The organism is Acidobacteriota bacterium, assembly GCA_038040445.1.
GTDB classification, from domain to species: Bacteria; Acidobacteriota; Blastocatellia; order UBA7656; family UBA7656; genus Onstottus_A; species Onstottus_A frigus.
Genome location: JBBPIG010000009.1, coordinates 193189 through 212600 on the forward strand (window position 1 = coordinate 193189; position 19412 = coordinate 212600).

At 56.4% G+C, this 19412-nt stretch carries 18 protein-coding genes; 4 read left to right on the top strand and 14 right to left on the bottom strand.

Annotated elements, in window-relative coordinates:
• Positions 1–26: 26 nt before the first annotated feature.
• Positions 27–479 (bottom strand): nuclear transport factor 2 family protein, encoded by a 453-nt coding sequence (locus AABO57_12510; GenBank protein MEK6286554.1) that lies wholly within the window; start codon positions 477–479, stop codon positions 27–29.
• Positions 480–532: 53 nt separating this feature from the next.
• Positions 533–1282: a hypothetical protein gene (locus AABO57_12515; GenBank protein ID MEK6286555.1), complete on the bottom strand. Its 750-nt coding sequence runs from the start codon at positions 1280–1282 to the stop codon at positions 533–535.
• A gap of 239 nt (positions 1283–1521) precedes the next feature.
• Here AABO57_12515 and AABO57_12520 point away from each other — a divergent pair, with 239 nt between their 5' ends.
• A complete protein-coding gene (locus AABO57_12520; GenBank protein MEK6286556.1) occupies positions 1522–3357 on the top strand; it encodes an ABC transporter transmembrane domain-containing protein in 1836 nt (611 codons plus the stop codon).
• Positions 3358–3635: 278 nt separating this feature from the next.
• On the opposite strand, the gene AABO57_12525 is transcribed toward AABO57_12520, so the two are convergent.
• The 4 genes from AABO57_12525 to AABO57_12540 form a co-directional block, all read right to left on the bottom strand.
• Complete coding sequence (locus tag AABO57_12525) at positions 3636–4391, bottom strand: DUF6065 family protein (protein MEK6286557.1); 756 nt, start codon at positions 4389–4391, stop codon at positions 3636–3638.
• Positions 4392–5153 (bottom strand): class II aldolase/adducin family protein, encoded by a 762-nt coding sequence (locus AABO57_12530; protein ID MEK6286558.1) that lies wholly within the window; start codon positions 5151–5153, stop codon positions 4392–4394. It lies immediately after the preceding gene.
• A gap of 75 nt (positions 5154–5228) precedes the next feature.
• Positions 5229–7253, bottom strand: a complete 2025-nt coding sequence (locus AABO57_12535; protein ID MEK6286559.1) for a RiPP maturation radical SAM C-methyltransferase — start codon at positions 7251–7253, stop codon at positions 5229–5231.
• Between the two features lie 1188 nt (positions 7254–8441).
• On the bottom strand, positions 8442–8642 hold the full coding sequence (locus AABO57_12540) for a hypothetical protein (GenBank protein MEK6286560.1): 201 nt from the start codon (positions 8640–8642) through the stop codon (positions 8442–8444).
• Between the two features lie 231 nt (positions 8643–8873).
• Between AABO57_12540 and AABO57_12545 the strand changes: the two genes are divergently transcribed.
• A protein-coding gene (locus AABO57_12545; protein MEK6286561.1) for an ISKra4 family transposase occupies positions 8874–10600 on the top strand; the annotation gives its coding sequence in 2 pieces (ribosomal slippage) (positions 8874–9252 and positions 9252–10600; 1728 coding nt in all).
• A gap of 179 nt (positions 10601–10779) precedes the next feature.
• Here AABO57_12545 and dapF read toward each other — a convergent pair.
• Complete coding sequence (gene dapF / locus AABO57_12550) at positions 10780–11667, bottom strand: diaminopimelate epimerase (protein MEK6286562.1); 888 nt, start codon at positions 11665–11667, stop codon at positions 10780–10782.
• A 408-nt stretch (positions 11668–12075) separates the two neighbouring features.
• On the opposite strand from dapF, the gene AABO57_12555 reads away from it, so the two are divergent.
• Positions 12076–12468: a hypothetical protein gene (locus tag AABO57_12555; GenBank protein MEK6286563.1), complete on the top strand. Its 393-nt coding sequence runs from the start codon at positions 12076–12078 to the stop codon at positions 12466–12468.
• A gap of 62 nt (positions 12469–12530) precedes the next feature.
• Here the strand turns inward: AABO57_12555 and AABO57_12560 are convergent, their stop codons facing one another.
• The 7 genes from AABO57_12560 to AABO57_12590 form a co-directional block, all read right to left on the bottom strand.
• Positions 12531–13451 carry a PfkB family carbohydrate kinase gene (locus AABO57_12560; protein MEK6286564.1) on the bottom strand — a complete coding sequence of 307 codons (921 nt, stop codon included), beginning with the start codon at positions 13449–13451 and terminating at the stop codon, positions 12531–12533.
• Positions 13452–13633: 182 nt separating this feature from the next.
• On the bottom strand, positions 13634–14047 hold the full coding sequence (bamD, locus tag AABO57_12565) for an outer membrane protein assembly factor BamD (protein MEK6286565.1): 414 nt from the start codon (positions 14045–14047) through the stop codon (positions 13634–13636).
• Between the two features lie 17 nt (positions 14048–14064).
• Positions 14065–14937: an S-methyl-5'-thioadenosine phosphorylase gene (locus AABO57_12570; protein MEK6286566.1), complete on the bottom strand. Its 873-nt coding sequence runs from the start codon at positions 14935–14937 to the stop codon at positions 14065–14067.
• A gap of 120 nt (positions 14938–15057) precedes the next feature.
• On the bottom strand, positions 15058–16344 hold the full coding sequence (locus tag AABO57_12575) for a peptidylprolyl isomerase (protein ID MEK6286567.1): 1287 nt from the start codon (positions 16342–16344) through the stop codon (positions 15058–15060).
• Positions 16345–16758: a methylmalonyl-CoA epimerase gene (mce, locus tag AABO57_12580; GenBank protein MEK6286568.1), complete on the bottom strand. Its 414-nt coding sequence runs from the start codon at positions 16756–16758 to the stop codon at positions 16345–16347.
• Positions 16759–16880: 122 nt separating this feature from the next.
• Entirely contained in the window at positions 16881–17831 is a 951-nt protein-coding gene (meaB, locus tag AABO57_12585; protein ID MEK6286569.1) for a methylmalonyl Co-A mutase-associated GTPase MeaB, read from the bottom strand.
• Positions 17832–17842: 11 nt separating this feature from the next.
• Complete coding sequence (locus AABO57_12590; protein MEK6286570.1) at positions 17843–18985, bottom strand: acyl-CoA dehydrogenase family protein; 1143 nt, start codon at positions 18983–18985, stop codon at positions 17843–17845.
• A 205-nt stretch (positions 18986–19190) separates the two neighbouring features.
• Between AABO57_12590 and AABO57_12595 the strand changes: the two genes are divergently transcribed.
• Positions 19191–19412, top strand: a 222-nt coding sequence (locus AABO57_12595) for a hypothetical protein (protein MEK6286571.1), incomplete at its 3' end; no start/stop codon positions are given.

Here is a 19412-nt window from a genome sequence, read left to right on the forward strand (position 1 = left end):
CGTTAGTTGTTGCGTCCGCCTCCTAACTATTGCGCGATCTGAGTGCCTTGCGACGCGACGGCCTGCCAGCGCCCATCACGCTTTACGAAAACGTCGGTGAACCGTTGGGTTACGCTAGCCCGCTTTCCCTGGTAGCTGCCGGCGAGTACCGAGCGGCCTGTGACCACCGCGGTGTCGCCAAACACTCGTACGTTGAGATCATCAACCGATCGGGATTCGATCTTCCGCTCGCCCGAGCCGAGCTCCTGCATCACCTGCGCCTTGGTCAACACGTGACCCGTCAGGTCAATCACCGGCCAATCGGCAGCTAGAATAGAGTCGACCGTTTTGCGATCTCCGTCGAGCCATGCCTTTACGAGGCGATGCTCGATCTGAGTCAGCTCCGAAGCGACTCCACCGGTTTGGCGCTTGGCGACAACGTCACCCGGATGTGCCAGGCTCACAATGACCAGTGCTGCCAGGCTGAGGATTCGTAACATCTCGCACCTCTTCATGGATGGACAACGTACTTCGAGCTTCGGGGGAGCCCATTTCACTTATTTGAGTTGAGATAGCTCACGCGTGCGGAGAGGCGGCCCGCATCGTGGCAGTTCATGCAGGTGAGACTCGTGGTCGCCGCTGCCTCAGGATTTGCCTTCCACTTCTTAGCCATAGACTCGTAAGGTGTGTTGGCCATCACAGCTAGCATCTTGTCGACCAACTGTGCCGACTCTTCCGCGTGACCGGTACGCTGCGCCGACTGAGCAAGCCCGGCGAGAACCTCACCTCTAAGATGCACCGGCAGCCGATCGACGATCCCAGCCTGCAGGTTGTAGAGCGCCTTGTAGGAGTCATAAGCCTGTGACCAGGCGTGCGTGCGATATTCCTTCGGAAGCCGGTCCCCGAAAATTGCGAAGCTGCCACCGGTGATCGCCGCGACTCCATCGTTCCCCGTGGTGGGCTTTGCGGCCTCGGCGAAAGCATCGAGCGCCTCGCGGTAGTATCGCTGAAACTCATCGGTGCGCTTGTCTTCGTAGGCGCGTACGGCGCGATAGAGAGAGGCACCGCCCTTCCACGACATCAGGTTGGCTCTTTGGGCAGGGCGTTGTTCCAGCAGCAACTGAATGTTCTTTTCTCCCCTCGAGAAGCGCTCCATGTCGTCCGCCATCCAGCCGGCGAAGATATCCTCGCGAACGAGAGTGTGAACGGTAAGTCGAGAGTCCGAGAGCGGCGACTGTGGCGACTGGGCCACGGCCGCAGTCACGAATGCGACTACGAGAAGAGTTTTGGTGATACGAAACAAAGCTTGCACCTCCTGAGTTGAAGTTCCTGAATTGCCGTCGAGTCTAGCAGCCGGGAGACCCGAGATCAACGACGCAACGGCTCACGGTACTCAGAGTCGTTAAGCGGGAGTCTTGATAGCGGCGCTCCCTGTTTGCTGAACGCCAGGATGTCGCAAAGTGTTCCGAGGATCGATCGGACAGTCCAAACGCTTGACCTATGCGAGCGCTGTAGTTGAAGCTATTAGCCACTGTGAAACCAATGCCGGCACGACCCGACAAAAGCTCCGCAAAAGAAGCCACTGACGCGAAAGAAAAGCCAAGAGTGTCGCCCCGAGATCTGTTGCGGCTGCTGTCCTACGCGAAGCCATATCGGGTCAGGCTCGCCGTTGCGTTGCTCTCGCTGTTGATCGCTGGCGGACTTGGGCTGGCGTTTCCTCAGGTGGTGGGCATGCTCATAGACGCCGCCTTCGTCCAACGCGATTCGCACAAGCTGAACCAGTTCGCGTTGCTTCTCGTCGGGGTTTTTGGCGCCCAGGCAGGATTCAGTTTCTTGCGAACCTACCTCCTCTCGTACACTGGCGAACGGATCGTCGCTGATGTTCGCACTCAGGTCTACAACCATCTCACGGATCTTCCCGTGTCGTTCTTTGCCAACCGCAGAGTAGGCGAGCTGACTTCGCGATTGGCGTCGGACGTGAGCGTAGTCCAGACCGTAACCACGGGCAGCATCACCGAGCTTCTCCGATCGGGGTTGTTGTTGGTGGGTGGCGTAACGATTATCTTCATCACCAACGCCCGATTGTCGCTGCTGATGCTCGCCATCGTGCCGGTTGTAATTGTCGCGGCGCATTTGTATGGCCGCTACGTTCGCCGATTGAGCACCCAGGTCCAGGACCGCCTCGCCGAAGCAAACTCGGTCCTCGAGGAGACGCTGTCCGCAATTCGCATCGTTCAATCGTTTGTCCGCGAGGAGTATGAACGCGCGCGCTATCGCGACAGGATTCAGGATTCGTTGAAACTGGCCGTGAAGCGCGCGGTCGCAAGCGGCGGCTTCATCGCGTTCATCATTCTGGTGGTCTACAGCGGCATAGCGGTGGTTCTGTGGTTTGGGAGCCGCATGGTTATTTCCGGTCAAATGACCGCTGGCGATCTGATCAAGTTCGTGCTCTATACATTCTTCGTTGCCGGAGCGGTCGGCGGGATGAGCGAGCTTTACGGCCAGTTCAATCAAGCGATCGGTTCGACCCGGCGAGTGTTCGAGTTACTCGATATCAAACCGGAGATAAAGGACCGCGACAATCCTGAGCCGCTTGAAAGCGTTCAAGGCCACGTTGAGCTGATCGACGTGCAATTCACTTATCCCGACGAGCGAGCGCTGCCCGTCTTGAAAGGCGTGACCATCGAAGCGAAGCCCGGCGAGCTCATTGCGCTGGTCGGTCCGAGCGGGGCAGGGAAGTCTACGCTGGTAGCATTGATCCCGCGCTTCTACGATGTGAGCTCGGGCGCGATTCTGATCGACGGCCACGACATCAGGTCAGTGCGACTTGTGGACTTGAGGGGCGCGATTGGAATGGTGCCTCAAGAGACGACGCTTTTTGGCGGGGCCATTCGCGAGAACATCGCTTACGGCAAGCTGGGCGCGGTCGATGACGAGATTGAGGCCGTGGCTCGCGCGGCTCATGCTCATGAGTTCATCTCGGAATTCCCGGACGGCTACGACACGATCGTCGGCGAGCGCGGAGTAAAGCTTTCGGGTGGCCAGCGCCAGCGAATCGCAATCGCGCGCGCGCTGCTGAAGAACCCGGCGATTCTGATACTCGACGAAGCGACCAGTTCGCTCGATTCTGAATCGGAGCGATTGGTGCAAGACGCGCTCGAAACGTTGATGCAAGGCCGCACAACATTCGTGATAGCTCATCGGCTCTCGACGGTGCGACGCGCGGACCGGATCATCGTGCTCGATGAAGGACGGATTGTCGAAGAAGGCACGCACGACGAGTTGTTGGCTGGTGGTGGACTCTACAAGCGACTTCATGAGATTCAGTTTAGAGATTACCCGACCACTCTCGGCGACGTGGGTCAAACGGAGTGGTGATTTCTCGTGACTCCTCGCAACTCGTCTCTGAGAACCTCGACGCTCTCCGCGGTTTCGTTCGGCTAGAGGCCCCGGAGCTGCCCCCCGTCGCAACGGACCAATCACAGAAGCTCCTACTAAGCATCGTTCACCACGAGTTCGGTACAATCCAACGCTCACACTTCTGGGATCACTGGACGACATGAATACGATCGCACAACTGCTGGAGACTCTCATGGTAAAGCCGGGAAGCAAAGCCAGCCGGGAGTGATCCAGATGCAATCAAAAATGTATTGGAATCAGTCAACCCCACGCGAACGGGTGCGGCGCTTGTAGGTTCCAGGCTTACGGTCGGGTTTCGAAGCATCCAGCAGTGTCTTCGCGAAGGCGTCCCATAGGTCGGATGTCAAGGTCTGAACTCCCATCATCGACTTCGCCTCGGTCAAAGTTTTGGAGCGGTAAGCGCCTCTATGGACCAGTTGAATCTGCGCATATGGGCGCTGCTTTCGAAACTCGATCGTTAGATCGGATTTCGTAATTCGTATGGGCGAAATCAGAGGACCCACCCACCAGTCTGTTTCAATGATCCCCTCGAGCACATCAAATGCGGCTTCGCGCGGATAGTTTGCTAGCGGCCTAACAAGCACTACCCAATCCGGCAGGGTACGTACTACCAACCCGGACCAGATTTGAACTATGCCGGATTCGGGCGCATGACTTAGAAAAGGAAACGAACCGGGACAGATTCTTCCGGTTCGCGTCGAGTGCGCTGCTAGCTCCGCAGCCATTTCCTCAGCCACAACGCTTCGCAGCGGTTCCCAGTCGCGCGTCGCCGCACTTCTCCATACGCTCGCATGCCCGTCCCATCTTACGTCGAAGTCGATCGGGGGAAACATGTACCACCCGTAACCTGATGCAGACGTGAATGGTTCACAGTACTGGAAGGCTCTAAGCGAGATTGAGCCAACGATGCTTGGATCGGCGGGCTTTGGCGCCAGAGCATCCGGCCAGAGTTGATAGAATTCAATAAGGCTGTCGTGCTTCACCGTAACCATTCAATTATTTTCCAAAGGGAAGTGTGCGTACTCACTTGCGTTCTGCGAAACTAAGTGCGAAAGCGTAGGCCAGACAGCGCTCGCGTGGTGGTGGATGAGCGCGTCAGCTTGACCGCTTATCGCAACGCATACTTCTGTTAGCATCGGCAGCAACGGAACCCCCGCCATTTGGCCCGCTATCTGCGACTCACAGGCCCGTTGTAGCAAGTGCATCCGCACAAACGCTTCTGGAACATTCCTTCCGCACACAAGCAGGCCGTGATGTCGAAGTATCATCGCGTCATTTTTGGCAAGATCACGGGCGGTGCCGGCTGGCTCATCCTCTCCCAAACGAGCTTCGTGATATGCGAGCTTGCCGAAAAACATCGCCGCTTGGTTGCTCAGCATTTGGAGTCCGGATTCCTGCATAGAGACAGCAATTCCGGCAGTAGTGTGGGTGTGTAGCACACAGTGTATATCCTTCCGCGCGGTGTAAATGGCGCTGTGTATGGCCACTCCAACTCCCTCTTTCTGTTCGCCTTGCCGTAAACAATCATTCTCCGCGCGAAGACTGTGGCGATAGAGCAAGTCTTCCCGCATCGCACCCAACCAACAACCGTGTGGATTGATAATAAATCTCTCTTCAAGACTTCCCTTAAGGCGGGTAGAAAGATGCGTGGCTCCCAAGTCGGTCCACCCAAAGCGCGCGAAGAGTCGGCATGCGGTTACTAGATCGTGTCTGATAGCCGCCTCATCGTCGTGAGTCTCGCCTGCCATTGCCATAATGCACTCCCTTGGCCGAACCCCGTGCAGTCGTAGTTGATCAATGGGTTTGGGAAATGGACGCCCAGCATTTCACTAACACACAAGCAGATGGCTCTCACGCTCGATTATTAGATCGTCATCATCACCTGAAGCCACAGATGCTGATTGGATGGCCGCCGCCACTTGCGCAAGGCCATCACTTTTTGGCGAGTACTCTTGCAATGACATTGCCAGTGACAGCACAGAACCGTTGTACTCCAGCACGATGCCGTTGGCCACCAAGGCATCGAGCGCTGCTGTGATGAGCGCGGCTTCGGGCTCACCTCCGCGGCGAACTGCTTCCTGCATCAATTGTGTTTTGGCGGTGCGACGCCAGCAGGTGCGCACGATACTACTCGCAAGACGATCCAGGATCACCACGGGTTGAACGGCTATCGGTCGCGTGTCCACAATCAAAACCTCTTCACCCTGATCTACATATACTAGTTCTGATTTATCATGTTCTCGAAACCACATACCCAGCGATTGCACAAGTGCGGAAGTATACCTGCTTACGTCCTGCGGGGGCTGGTAATCGAAAGTAAAATAATACGCCATTTTTTCCAGTAGTTCCGGTTTCAACCCAAAAACATATTCATACGATGCATATGGATGCAGATTGGCCAGGCCCCAAGTTTTTGGATCATTGAAATATGGGCTGAAACGGTCGAGCCGGACTGAGCCTCCGCCATTAGGCGGAGGAAGGTGTGTGAGGAGAGGCATCAATCTAGCTATCGAATCGTATTGTTCGGGAGATTCTCCCGGGAATCCCCATAGATAGTTCCAACTGACCTGAACCCCCAATTCCTTGCACCACTTTAGAAGTTGGATATTCTGGAGGGCGGATACGCCCTTGCGCATCAGCTTCAACGTCTCATCTGTAAGGCTTTCAATTCCCGGCTGCAGCCGATCGATGCCGGCCTCCGCCAACGCCTTTAGTTGATCCCGCCTTAAGTTCGACTTCGTCTCGAAAAAGATGGAGACTCCGAGATTCATCTCCGCAACGCTCGGAACAAACGAGTCTAAATATTCATGGTCGAGAATATTATCCGTCATATCGATCGGAAGACTTCCGTAGCGGCGAACTAGGTCTTCAAGCTGTCGTGCCGCGAGTTCTGGGGACTTTGACCGAAACCGCATCGTTTGTCCGTTCAAGCCACAGAAGGTACAGTGTTGCTTCGCACCCCACCAGCACCCGCGCGATGTCTCAAAGGGAAGATGAATCGGAATCTTATCTCGCCATTCCATTTGCCCAATGGTATCGAAGTACTCTTCAAAATGTGGCAGCAGATCCTGGGGAACCATAGGGCTCGAAGTTCGTAGATCAACCAGCTCTCCGCACGATGCGGATGGGTTCGTCTGAGGACTCTTGACGCTGCGGATGACTAGGTTACCTATAGAGCGAAGAGGTTTGTCAGACGCAACTTGATGAAGAAGGTCAATAAAGGCAACCTCGCCCTCCCCGCTAACGATTGCGTCTATGAACTCGTAGGAATCGAGGAGCGTTTCCCCCATCGGCTGTTCAAAATTGGCCCCGCCGAACACGATAATCGTATCAGACGCCAGTTCCTTGATACTTCGCGCTGCCGCAAGCGAAGCTGCCGTTTGCTGGAATACTGAAGTGAAACCAACAATCTGCGGCTGTTCAGCTAGTATGAAATCGACTTCCGCGTCAATGAAATCCTTGGCAAGGGAAGTCGCCCGATCAATGTCCGCTAACACCCGTTCGAGTTCGATGCTTCGAGCGCTTGGGTTATAGCAACGGGAGGCTTCAGATTGGCGCTGGAGCCACTCGAAGTAAACCTCTCGTTCTTTCCAACCTTTTCCCGGCAGCAAGCCCGAGAAGATCCATTCACCAGCAAGCGACGTCGGGGCTGGGAACCCCTCTGCCATCCTCTGGTAGGCCTCGATGCCAAAAAGATCCGCGAAATAGAGCGTCGAATACCGGATCGTGCAATTGTAGGTCTCTTGTTGAGCCGCTGCCTTTAATAGGCCTAGAGCCAGCGACGGAATGTAAATCGGGCCAAACGGCATCGTTGCGAGGATCGTCTTTGGAGAAGTATTTCCGGCTATATTCATAAGCACACACCATTTGCCTGGTCACAAAACCCGACCAGTTCGCGCAACGCTGACGAGGCCGCTGACGATACCAGCAATGAGTCTCTTAGCACTGGCAACCGTCGTTCAACACGTTTAAGGTCGTCGACTGCGCGATCAACACCTGCCCCACTAGCATTCGAGGACACGATCCAATGCAGGAAGTCTAGAGTAGCTGAATAAATCAGATATGCTTGAGCCATCACGGGGGCAGGTACAAGTCGTTCGGTGAATGGCGAACGCACCACAGCACCATTTTCCTCAACGGCCAAACTAGGCCGAACAAACCACAAAGACCAAAGCTGCTGATGGCAGTACTCATGCAAGAGATGAACTGCAGTATCAATAACGTCGCCTGGAATTACGTCCGCGAAGATGGCTCCATAGTAACCAAGCCTGCAACTGAAACTTCGACGCGGCTGCTCGCCAAGTGGTGGCGTAAGCGCTATTGTTCGAATTCGCGACAAGAAGTTCACACATAACTCCGACGAATACTCTCGGAGAATCACGATGGCTGACTCGATTGTTGCGACGCGATCCAAATCAAAAGAGTCTGCCTGTTTTTGTTCATATGGGGGATACAAGTGAACTGGAAGAAAATCATCGAACAGCCCGTTGGTGGGCATAAGCACACATAAGGGAGCCAAGTTAGGCGCTACCGCAATCGGAGAAGCACACACCGACCAAGCGCCGTTGGATAAGCGAAGAATCTCTCCATGCGAATGGACAAGACGCAGAAACGCTAATCCAGAACCCGCAACTGTGTCAGCATCTGCCAAATGACAATGGACAAGCAAGAGGGAAGCGTGGACGTTCCTCAGTTGGTCGTCTGCCGCGTCAGCCGTAAGCGCATACAGGCGGAGAAACACCTCCGGGTCAGCTAGCCTGTATGATTCCCCTTGATGCTCCCAGTCCAGCCAAGTCCGCAACAAGAGAGCCAACATTGACCGCAGAACTGTCGAAGGTGAGGCTCGAGCCAAGGCCTGTTCGCACAGACCTCTCGCGATTACGCCCCAGTCCTCATCACCTTCTAGAGTTCGAGACCGAAGCAATCCAGCCAAGTCCGTACGATGTGGGTGCGGTTTGGACCGCATTTCACTAGTGACGACGCACGAAAGGCACATCCTCGGCCTCACGCCGACACTGCGGCATGCCTGCGCATCGTTGCTCCTAGAAATCAACGACCACGCCTATCCTAATCGCGGCGATGTTGGGGTCGAGAGCAGTCTTTTCGAGACTCTCTGAAAGGGCTTTATTCAGAGCCTTGTTTTTTACCAGGATGTTGCCCTTTGCATCGGTTGTGAAATTGTCTTTAAGCAAGGTCTTCTTATCCGCTTTAAGCTCCACAGCAGGACTACGTTTGACAGGCATTTTATCCTCCGATTTTAAGGTGTGCGTTGCAGAGAGTTATTAGCTCAGAATAACCACTCTCTCCTTTGTAGCTCCGGCAGCCTACTATATCGTGTGGGATATGTCAATCACACATCACAAAGGGTGCGCGACAAATTAATAGGTAGGATTTGCAGGTTCTCTTTTTTTGTCATAGAATCTGAATGCAAATAAGCATTCAGAGAGGATGATATCCTCTGAAGGGAGGACGGGATGAAAGAGAACTTGGAGGCGCTGGAAAGCCTTAGGAACGATCTCCGTCGCCAATTGGATCAGTTGGGAGACTTTCGGCGAGGCACGATCTCAGTTAACTACCGCAAGTGTGGAAAGGCGAACTGCGCTTGCGCCCAACCTAATCACCCCGGGCACGGGCCGCAGTATCTCTGGAATAGCACGGTTGGGGGTAAGAGTGTGGCCCAGAACCTGCGGTTAGGCCCGGAGTTGGAGAAGGTCAGAAGAGAAGTCGAGAACTACCAAGCGTTTCTGCGGCTGACAAAAGAGTTGGTCGGAGTTAACGAGAAGATTTGCAGGTTGCTCCCGGTGGAGGAGATAGAGGAGGAGCGAGAACTCGATGAGTTGAAAAAAAAACTACGAAGGTGGTTCTCCAGGAAGCGGAGCAAGAAATAAAACAAGTGGTCGGCAGGATTCTGGGGGACTATCGGCGAGGCGGCCGACTCGATCTGGAGGCGTCAGAGACGGCTGTCCGGGCGGTAATGCACAAGGTCGGAGGGAGCTTGTTGGAGAAGCTGCTCAACGCGGAGTTGGGTTACCGTGGAGCGAAGGTGGACTGCTCCAAAGGGCACCATGCGAAGTTCATCCAGTACCGGTCGAAGCAGCTTGTTACAGTGCTCTCAGATGTAAGTATAGAGCGGGCCTATTACTACTGCGCTAAGTGCGGCAGTGGAGTAATCCCTAAGGACGAGGAGTTAGATATCACTGGCACAAGTTTCAGCCCCGGTGTTCGACGGATGATGGGACGAGTAGGCGGAAAGGAACCGTTCGATGAGGGCCGGCGGGACTTGGAAGAACTGGCCGGTATCGCGGTTAAGACGAAGGAAGTGGAACGTACCTCAGAAGCAATTGGCGACCGGATAGAGAGGCTGTCTGGACAGGAGCGAGAGCTGATCAAATCGGGCAAGGTTATGCCGATGGGAGGGGCAACAATACCAATACTGTATGTAGCAATGGATGCCACCAGTGTTCCGGTAGTGCCTCGGGAAGTCGAGGGGCGGAGAGGAAAGGGCGAGGACGGCAAGGCGAAAAGCCGGGAGTCGAAGCTTGGATGTGTATTCACTCAAACTACTGAAGACGAGAAGGGGCGTCCGGTGCGGGACGCGGATTCGACATCCTATGTTGGCGCGATCGAGACGGCGAGCGAGTTCGGATGGAGAATCTATGCCGAAGCGCTGAGGCGTGGTCTGGCGCGGGCACTTAGAGTAGTTGTGCTTGGGGATGGAGCGCCATGGATATGGGCGCTGGCAGCACTGCACTTTCCGGGCGCGATCCAGATTGTGGATTTGTTTCACGCCTTGGAGCATCTGAGCAAACTAGCAAAACTGTTATATGGTCAGGGGAGTAAGAAGGCAAAGCGGATGACGGAGATGTGGAGCGCGAAACTGAAAGAGGGAGACGTGGAGAGTGTCATCACTTCGCTCAAGAGACTCAGGCCCCTGGAAGTTACTGCAAGCGATGCGGTGGCAAGAGAAATAGCATACTTCCTGACGAACGCTGAGCGGATGCGATATGGGGATTTCCGCAGGGCGGGGCTGTTTGTTGGATCCGGCGTGGTCGAAGCCGGGTGCAAAACGGTAGTCGGCCACCGGCTCAAGCAATCCGGCATGCACTGGACCGTAAGGGGCGCAAACTCAATCATCTGGCTTCGATGTTGCCAGATGAGCGGCCGTTGGGAGGAATACTGGGAGGCTAGCGCTATTGCCTGAAACCCCACCAACAATTTTGACGCGCACCCCATCACAAACTTCCTTCCATCACAAACTTCTATCACCTTTCGTCACGAACTTCCAAATGCACATGCGTCTACGAGAATGTGCCATTTCTGAACGGAAGCGATGACAATCCGCAAGGCGAAGGGTGAATAGGCCCATTGGCGGCCGACAATTCAGAGTACGCTACGAAGTCTAATATTTGGCGCTCTCGTAAGCCACCGGCCTTCGTAAACGACTTCCGCCGAAGCGGTGAGCATCACTCGATCATCATCCCGCCAGTCTACTCGAAGCACGCCGCCTTCGGTGCGCACCCGGACACTGCGATCGGTCAAGCCATTCAAAGCTGCCGCCACCGTTGATGCGCACGAGCCGGTTCCCGATGAGAGCGTGTGCCCGGCGCCTCGCTCCCAGATTCGAATCTCGATCTCGTCGCGTGAGATCACACGCGCGAACTCGACGTTTGCGCGATCCGGGAAGATCGGATGGTCTTCGATGAGCGGGCCGATCTCTTCCAGGTTTACCGCGTTCAAGTCCGTCACGAAGATGATGCATTGTGGATTGCCCATCGACAGGCAAGTCACTTCGAGCACGTCTCCGCCCAGGTGCAGCGGGTATCGCACCACGTGTTCGATCGGCGGAGTAATAGACATCGGCACCGCTTCGCTCGAGAGGTTCGGTCTGCCCATATCAAACTCGAACTCGAAGCGCGCGCCCTCGCGTGCTACTAATCTGCCCTGCTTCACACCGGCAGCGGTGGCGATTCGGACCTGAGGTTCGCTCCACAATCCTGCGTGATAAAGATAAGCTGCGGCGCAGCGGGTGCCGTTGCCCGACACTCCGGCTTCGCTCCCATCGGCGTTGAATATCCGTGACGCGAAGTCCGCGTCCTCGTGGCGAGCGCGAGTGACCAGTACGATGCCATCAGCTCCGGCGCCGTAGTTACGCTGGCACATCTCACGTGCAAGCTCGCTCGCCGTCCGGAGGGTGGCGACGTCTTCCACCTCGATGATCAAGAAGTCGTTGCCCATGCCCTGGGCCTTTGTGAATCTGATATCGCTCACTGGATATCTCCAACAATCGCAGGTGTTCCGATCATTCCGTGGTTCCTCCTTCTCCGAGAGGGTGCGCGTCAGATTTTTGCGCTCTGCCGCTCTGTGGCAGCCCTTCATACCCACCTCGTCAGAGGTGGGTCCCTGATGATGAAGCCTACAAACGAATGCCTCGGCCGCGCACACCCACCTCGTGAGAGGTGGGTTATTGATGCTGCAGCCTTCACGGTACGCCTGTCTGACCGCGCCATCGCACATCGTAGGCTGGAACATCACGGACCCACCTCTCACGAGGTGGGTATGCGTGAAAATCTGACGCGCACCCCCTGGACACTCGATGCTTGACTGCCCCTACCCGGCATGGTACCTTCCGAGTTCCCCAAGCAATCTAGCGGTTGATAATTGAAAGGAGCGTAAACTGTGGCAGGCCTCCAAGCTCGAAGCCCGTTACGCAGTGCCCACCCGCTGTTCTTTGTTAACAAACTCGTATCTCTTACTGCCTTCATTATGTTGCTCGGCGTGGGATGGGTGGTAGTCAGTTTCCTCAAAAGTGACACGTTTGATCGCTGGCGAAGCGGCTCTTCCGACACTGTATCCGCGTCAAAGAGCGCGACGGCGCCGGTCAGAGAGACCAGTTCGCCCGAGGTCAAACCGCTGATGGCGCCAGCCCGACTGGTCTATTCGTGCGCCGCTGACAAGGATTTCTATCACGCCTCGACGCACTTGCCCGCGCGTTGCGAACGCACCGCACTTGGCGAAGAAGGCGCCATTCAGCGAGGCTTGAAACGCTGCAAAACCTGTTTCCCGGACTAATGCACCGCAGTGACCGCCGACCGATGACCGCCGACCGTCTGCGGTCGTCCGTCGTCAGTCACTTAGAACGGTGGCGCATCGGCTTCTTCGAAATTTGAGAATGCGCGCAACTGGCGGAAGCGCGCATTGATTTCATCGTAGGTCAGCCTGCGCATCCTATCGCATCCGAATTCTTCCACGCTAAAAGACGCCATCACCGAGCCATAGATGATCGCGCGCCTCACAGCCGCTTCGTCGGTTGCATTGGTGGCCGCAAGATATCCCATAAAGCCGCCCGCGAAGCTGTCGCCCGCGCCCGTCGGGTCAAACACCTCTTCAAGTGGATAGGCCGGGGTCGCAAAGTAAGAGCTCTCGGTGAAGCTCGCCGCGCCATACTCGCCGCGCTTTACCACCAGTCTCTTCGGACCCATCGAAAGTATGCGGCGCGCGGCGCGAACGAGGTTAGCTTCCTTTGCGATCTCTCGTGCCTCGGCGTCGTTGATGACAAGAAGGTCAACGCGCTTGAGCATTTCGGTCAGCTCGCCGGGGGTGTTGTTGATCCAGTAGTTCATCGTGTCTGCCGCAACCAGCTTCGCGCCGACCTGCTCCCGCACTTCGACCTGAAGCTGCGGCTGAATGTTGCCCAGGAACAGATAAGGCGTCTCTCTTGCTTTCTCCGACAGCTTGGGCTTGAAATCAGCGAACACGTTCAATTGGGTGTCGCGGGTGTGAGCAACGTTTAGATCGTAGCCGTATTCGCCGCTCCAATGAAAGCTGCGGCCCGGCACGCGTTCGAGGTCCGATGTGTCGATCTGGCGTTCGAGGAACACTGCTTCGTCTTCAGGCCCGAAGTCATCACCCACGACGGCGACCACTCGCACCTTGGTAAAAAAAGAAGCGGCGACGCTGAAGTACGTCGCCGAGCCGCCCAGTATTCGATCTCTTTCTCCGAATGGCGTCTTGACCGAGTCAAACGCCACGGATCCCACCACGAGAATTGACATCTATGAGTTCACCTCTGTTCCGGCCCGGCGAGTGATGCGTGATGCGTGATGCGTGATGCGTAATGCGTGATGCGTGACCGGATCGGATCGCCTGTTTCTCAGTCACGCATCACGCATCAACGCATCGCGCCTCTTCACGATCCGGTCACGCATTACGCATCACGAATCACGCATCACCCGTCTCATTTTCTCTCCGGTTGAACCTTTAGTTCATCCAGCCGCGCCTGCGCCTTCTTGGCGAACTCGCTCTCGGGATAAACCTTCAGCAGCTTGCCGTAATAGTCCGCGGCTTTTTCGGTCTTTCCAAGCTTCAAGTACAACTCGCCCATCAGAAAGACGACCTCGTCCATCCGTGAGAAATCCGGATATGTATCGATAATCTCTTGAAGCCGGTCCCGAGCCCCTTCGTAGGCCTTGCGCTTGGTGATGCTAAATCGCGCGACGTCAAGGTTGTGCCTCGCAGCGATTTCCAGCGCCGCGTCGCGCGGTGCTTCTATTGGCTTTCCCGGTCCCTGCGCGAAACTCGCCGGATCACCAACAGCCGAACCTAGCAGCGCGAATATGAACACTGTGGCAAAAAACTTCATGCCGGACATCGTTAAACACCTCTCACTCAACTGATGTACTTTCCGATGATCGCCTTCAGCCGCTCTTTAGCCTCGGGCGCGATCTTGTCGGCCGCAGTAATAATAGCATGTCGAAGAGAGCCTCCACATTTGCAGGTGCGCTCCTTGCCCGCTAGTTGTTTAACTGCACCGGCGATCAACTCCTGGGCATTTGCGGCGTTGCGGTTCAGATACTGAATGACCATTTCGACCGTCACCGAATCGTGATCCGGATGCCAGCAATCATAGTCGGTCACCAGCGCCATCGTCGCGTAGCAGATTTCGGCTTCGCGCGCGAGCCTCGCTTCTTGAAGGTTGGTCATACCGATGACCGACATCCCCCACGAGCGATAGACCTCAGACTCGGCTCTGGTCGAAAACGCGGGGCCTTCCATGCAGATGTAGGTGCCCCCGCGATGTATAGCGAGTCCCCTGAGCCTGGCTCTCGCAGTCTCTTCCAGGGTGTCGACCAGATCGCGGCACACGGGATCGGCGAAGGTCACGTGGGCTGCGATGCCGCCGCCAAAAAACGTGGAAGCGCGATGGCGAGTGCGGTCAAAGAACTGGTCGGGAAAGACGATATCCATCGGCCTAAGCTCTTCGCGAAGCGAACCAACCGCGCTTGCCGAGATGATGCGCTCGACTCCTAGCATCTTCATCGCATAGATATTCGCGCGGAACGGTATCTCGGTTGGCACAAGCGTGTGGCCTCTTCCGTGACGCGGCAAGAAGGCGACTCTCACTCCGGCAAGCGTGCCGATGAAGAACGCATCCGAAGGATCGCCAAACGGAGTCGACAAACGAACCTCTTCCACATCGGTGAGCCCTGCCATCTGATAGAGCCCGCTCCCGCCGATGACCCCGATGCTTGCGTGTGGCACTATCGTTTCTCCGAGAGATGAACAGGGATTCGCGGGATTGAGAATTGAGAATTGCAAATTGAGAATTTGCAATTTTCAGTTTCCAATTTTCAATCGTTTCGGTCCCTGTGTTGAAAGTTTCTAGTTCTCTTCGGGCTTTCCCGCTTCAGCGGTCGATCTGTTGCTCGAGGTCTGAGGCTGACTGGCTACCTTAGGGGTCGTGTCGAAATCCTCCGGGACCACGACGCTGCTCTTTTCTGAGATCTCAGCGATGCGAGCCTCCAGCTTCTCTTGCTTGAGCTTGTCGATTATCTGCTGGCGCACCTTTTGATCGGCGGCGGGAGACGCCGCCGCGCGTCGCTCCTCGAGCTTGATGACGTGAAAGCCGAACTGCGTCTCGACTGGCTCGCTGATCTCGCCGGGCTCGAGCGCGAACGCGGCCTTCTCGAACTCGGGAACCATTTTGCCGTGCCCGAAAAAGTCGTATTCGCCGCCCTTGTCCTTCGAACCGGGATCATCCGAGTTCTCCGTAGCCAGCTTGGCGAAGTCTTCACCTTTGCGCGCGCGCTCTAAAAGGTCCTGAGACTTCTTGCGCGCCTCTTCTTTGGTGAGCGTCTTTGGCTTGTCTGCCGGCTTCTTGTCTGCCGGCTTCTTGTCTGCCGCCTTCTTGTCCTTGGGATCTGTCGCCTCGGTTTCGGCCTCAGGCTCCTCTTTGGGCTGGGTGCTTATCAGGATGTGACGCACGCGGACTTCGTCAAAGTCGGCCGGATGATCCTGGTAATACTGGTCGACGTCGGCGTCACTGACCAGCTTGTCCGCATTCTTCTGAAGCTCGCTCAGGTAAGCGCCCGCCAAGGTCTGGCTGCGATCGAGCAGCATCTGCAACCTGGAGACGTCCTCGCGGTCCAGCCCTTCCTTGCGCGCACGCTCGGCGATCACCTTGAACTCACCGAATTGTTTTTTGAGTTCCTCTCGCTGGGGTCCCTGGGCTTGCTGCTGGAACCGTGGGTTGCTCTGCAGGAAGTCGTCAAAATCTTTCGGGTTAGCCAGGTGGTAAGCGTTGATTTCTTCGTCACTCACCTTCGCGTCAGGACTCTTCTTACGGAACGCGTTGTTCAACGCGATGTCCTGTTGAAACGAAAGCTGGGTCTGCAGATCGGCGTGCTGGGCGTAGCCCTCTTGTTCGGCTACCTGGGCGACCGCCAGAAGCTTTTTGATCTCGGCAACGAGTTTCTTTCTCTCTTCGGGGTCGGCGGCGATCTGTTGCTGCTTCTGAGGCGGCAACAGTTCCTGAAAGATGACCTGCATATCGTGTGCGGTAAGCTTGACTGTTTTCGGAGTCGAGGATGACCACTGAGCGAATATTAGGCCTGATGTAAGCAAACCCAAAAGAACAAGGGTCGCAATGACCTTGGTAGATAGTTTCATTTATTCTCCTTGTGGATGTCTCGCCTTCTCCACCAGCTCGACGAGGACGCCATGAGCGCTTGCCGGATGCAGGAAGGCAACAAGTTTTCCCTCAGCGCCGCGCCGCGGGTAGCCTTCCAGCAATCGCACGCCACGCGACCTGAGCTCGTCCAACTTAACAGCGAGGTCGTCAACCTCATAACATATGTGATGCAGCCCCTCACCGCGTTTTGCGATAAAGCGGCCCACCGGGGTCTCCTCGGAGAACGGCTCCAGAAGCTCGATGCGAGACTCGCCCGCCCAGAGCAGGGCCACGTGAACGCCCTGGTTCTCAACCGTCTCCGTTCCTGCCAGTTCGAGCCCGAGCGCCTCGCGATAGAAAACCAGCGAGTCCGATAGCGAGCGAACAGCAATGCCTAGATGATCGATCTTCATAGTCCGTGGTCCGTGGTCCGTAGTCCGTAGTCCGTGGTCCGTGGTCCGTAGTCCGTAGTCCGTGGTCCGTGGTCCGTAGTCCGCGGTCAGTTGAGTAATAGCCACTGACTACGGACTACTGACTAAGGACCAATTCCCAGCCTTGCAATTATTTCATCAACCACCGAGTACGGGTCGCGGCGGCGATCGGCGACGGCAGCCGCCATCTCGCGTAACTCGTCTTTGCGCACGCACTTGTCAAGAGCAGCCTTGAGCAGCCTCTCGCGCAACAGCTCGACTATTCGATACTCGGCAATGTTCGCTCGCCTGCCGTCTGACTGCTCGCGATGCAAACCAGTGAAGTTTTCGTAGTCCGCGATCGCCGAAGCCAGCGCGACGGTTCCATTGTTCTCGGTCGCTACGGTCTTGATAATTGGCGGCGTCCAACCATCGGGCCGCTCCGAGATCGAAAGTAACATTTCAAGCTCTCGCTCGGTCCTCAAAACGCCGTCGCGGTCGGCCTTGTTGATGGCGAAGATGTCGCCGATTTCCATGATGCCGGCCTTCATTGCCTGCACCCCGTCTCCCATCCCCGGCACAAGCAAGACGACGGTAACATCCGCGGCCTTCACGACATCAACTTCATCCTGACCGACGCCTACTGTTTCAATGATGACTTTATTATAACCGGCGGCATCCAGTATCGCTACCGCGTCAACTGTCGCGCGAGCAAGGCCGCCAAGGTGTCCTCGCGAGGCCATGCTGCGAATGAAGATTCCCGGGTCGGTCGCCTTGTTCTGCATGCGTATGCGATCGCCGAGCACCGCACCGCCGGTAAAAGGACTCGAAGGATCGACGGCAATAATTCCGACTTGCTCGCCAGCGGCGCGATAGTGGGCGGCAAGCTGATCGACCAGGGTGCTCTTGCCCGCGCCCGGCGCTCCGGTTATGCCGATGACCAGCGCTTTGCCGGTGTGAGGAAAGATCTCCTTGAGCAGCGTGACCGACTCTGCGCGCGCATCTTCCGCCGCGCTGATCGCGCGAGCGATCGAGCGCTTGTCGCCGGCGAGGATCTTCTCTGACAATGAGTTCATCAATGATCGTTTCACGCCCTCAGAATCTGGCGCGCGATCACCGTCCGCTGTATCTCGCTAGTCCCCTCGCCGATGGTGCACAGCTTGGAATCGCGCCAATATTTTTCCGCCGGATAGTCTTTGATGTAGCCGTATCCGCCGTGTATTTGCACGGACTCTTCAGAAACGCGAACGGCCACTTCGCTTGCGTACAGCTTGGCCATCGAAGATTCCTTAGTCGTCGGCTTGCCTGCGTTCTTCATCGCCGCCGCGCGATATGTCAGCAGTCGAGCCGCGTCGATCTGTGTAGCCATATCGGCCAGCTTGAATTGTATCGCCTGGAACTCAGCGATGGACCGCCCGAACTGGTGGCGCTCCTTCGAGTACTTGAGCGCTGCTTCGAAGGCTCCTTGCGCGATTCCAACCGCGAGCGCGGCGATCGATATTCTTCCGCCGTCCAGCACCTTCATCGCTTGAATGAATCCCTGGCCGGACTCTCCTATCAGGTTCGAGTCGGGCAAAAAACAGTCGTCGAACACCAGCGAAGCAGTGTCGCTCGCGCGCATGCCGAGCTTGTTCTCTTTCTTGGCGACGGAGAAGCCTTTGGTTCCTCGCTCGATGATGAAGGCCGAAATGCCGTGTGAGCCGGCGGCTCGATCGGTGATCGCCAGCACGACCGTTGTCTCGGCGAAGGTCGCGTTGGTGATGAAATTCTTCGAGCCGTTCAGCACCCACCCGCCGGCTCGCCGCGCCGCAGTCGTTCGCATCGAACTGGCGTCCGACCCCGAGCTTGGCTCGGTCAGACCCCACGCGGCGAAGTGTTCGCCCTTCGCGAGCGGCGACAGATATTTCTGTTTCTGAGCCTCGTTTCCTCCGATGAAAATGTGCCCGGCCCCAAGCGAGTTGTGCGCGGCAATCGCCAGACCGATGGACGCGTCAACGCGAGCTAGCTCCTCGATGATCGTCGCGTATTCGACGTAGCCCATCCCGGCGCCGCCGTACTCTTCGGGGAACAGCACCCCCATTATTCCGAGCTCGGCAAACTTGGGCTGCAGCTCGACAGGGAAGCGGGCGGCCTCGTCCCATTCCATGACGTGCGGTTTCAGCTCGGCTTCGGCGAACTCGCGAATTGTTCGCTTGATCTGTTGCTGGTCTTCGTTCAACTCAAAGTCCATCGTGCCTCCAGCACTCGGTGCGAAACCCGCGCCCGAGCCTCTTATGTCAGCGACCGGGGGCTGGCGCGAACTGAACATTCTACACGCGCGGGAAGGAAAAATCATGCTTGACAGCCGGCGGTAAACTGACAATTCTTAAGCCTGGAAGCAATCCGGCCTGGGCGAGTTCACTTCCCATCACGATCTATGAAGTCATAGGAGGCGCATGGATATCGAAGGCACTATTCAGTTCATTCTCGACCAGCAGGCTCAGTTTTCCAGTGATATGGCGCGAATCGACTCGACGTTGGAACGAACGGGTGAGTTTCTGGCGACCCTGGCGCAGCGTCAAATAACAACCGAGGAGACCACACGGGGTTTAGCGAACTCTCAGGAACGAACGGGTGAGTTTCTGGCGACCCTGGCGCAGCGTCAAATAACAACCGAG

Excerpts from the sequence above, each read along its gene's own strand:
- AABO57_12510 (MEK6286554.1), bottom strand. The coding sequence starts at position 479 with ATGTTACGAATCCTCAGCCTGGCAGCACTGGTCATTGTGAGCCTGGCA.
- AABO57_12520 (MEK6286556.1), top strand. The coding sequence starts at position 1,522 with ATGCCGGCACGACCCGACAAAAGCTCCGCAAAAGAAGCCACTGACGCG.
- AABO57_12525 (MEK6286557.1), bottom strand. The coding sequence starts at position 4,391 with ATGGTTACGGTGAAGCACGACAGCCTTATTGAATTCTATCAACTCTGG.
- AABO57_12530 (MEK6286558.1), bottom strand. The coding sequence starts at position 5,153 with ATGGCAATGGCAGGCGAGACTCACGACGATGAGGCGGCTATCAGACAC.
- AABO57_12535 (MEK6286559.1), bottom strand. The coding sequence starts at position 7,253 with ATGAATATAGCCGGAAATACTTCTCCAAAGACGATCCTCGCAACGATG.
- AABO57_12540 (MEK6286560.1), bottom strand. The coding sequence starts at position 8,642 with ATGCCTGTCAAACGTAGTCCTGCTGTGGAGCTTAAAGCGGATAAGAAG.
- AABO57_12560 (MEK6286564.1), bottom strand. The coding sequence starts at position 13,451 with ATGTCAATTCTCGTGGTGGGATCCGTGGCGTTTGACTCGGTCAAGACG.
- bamD (MEK6286565.1), bottom strand. The coding sequence starts at position 14,047 with ATGTCCGGCATGAAGTTTTTTGCCACAGTGTTCATATTCGCGCTGCTA.
- AABO57_12575 (MEK6286567.1), bottom strand. The coding sequence starts at position 16,344 with ATGAAACTATCTACCAAGGTCATTGCGACCCTTGTTCTTTTGGGTTTG.
- mce (MEK6286568.1), bottom strand. The coding sequence starts at position 16,758 with ATGAAGATCGATCATCTAGGCATTGCTGTTCGCTCGCTATCGGACTCG.
- meaB (MEK6286569.1), bottom strand. The coding sequence starts at position 17,831 with ATGAACTCATTGTCAGAGAAGATCCTCGCCGGCGACAAGCGCTCGATC.
- AABO57_12590 (MEK6286570.1), bottom strand. The coding sequence starts at position 18,985 with ATGGACTTTGAGTTGAACGAAGACCAGCAACAGATCAAGCGAACAATT.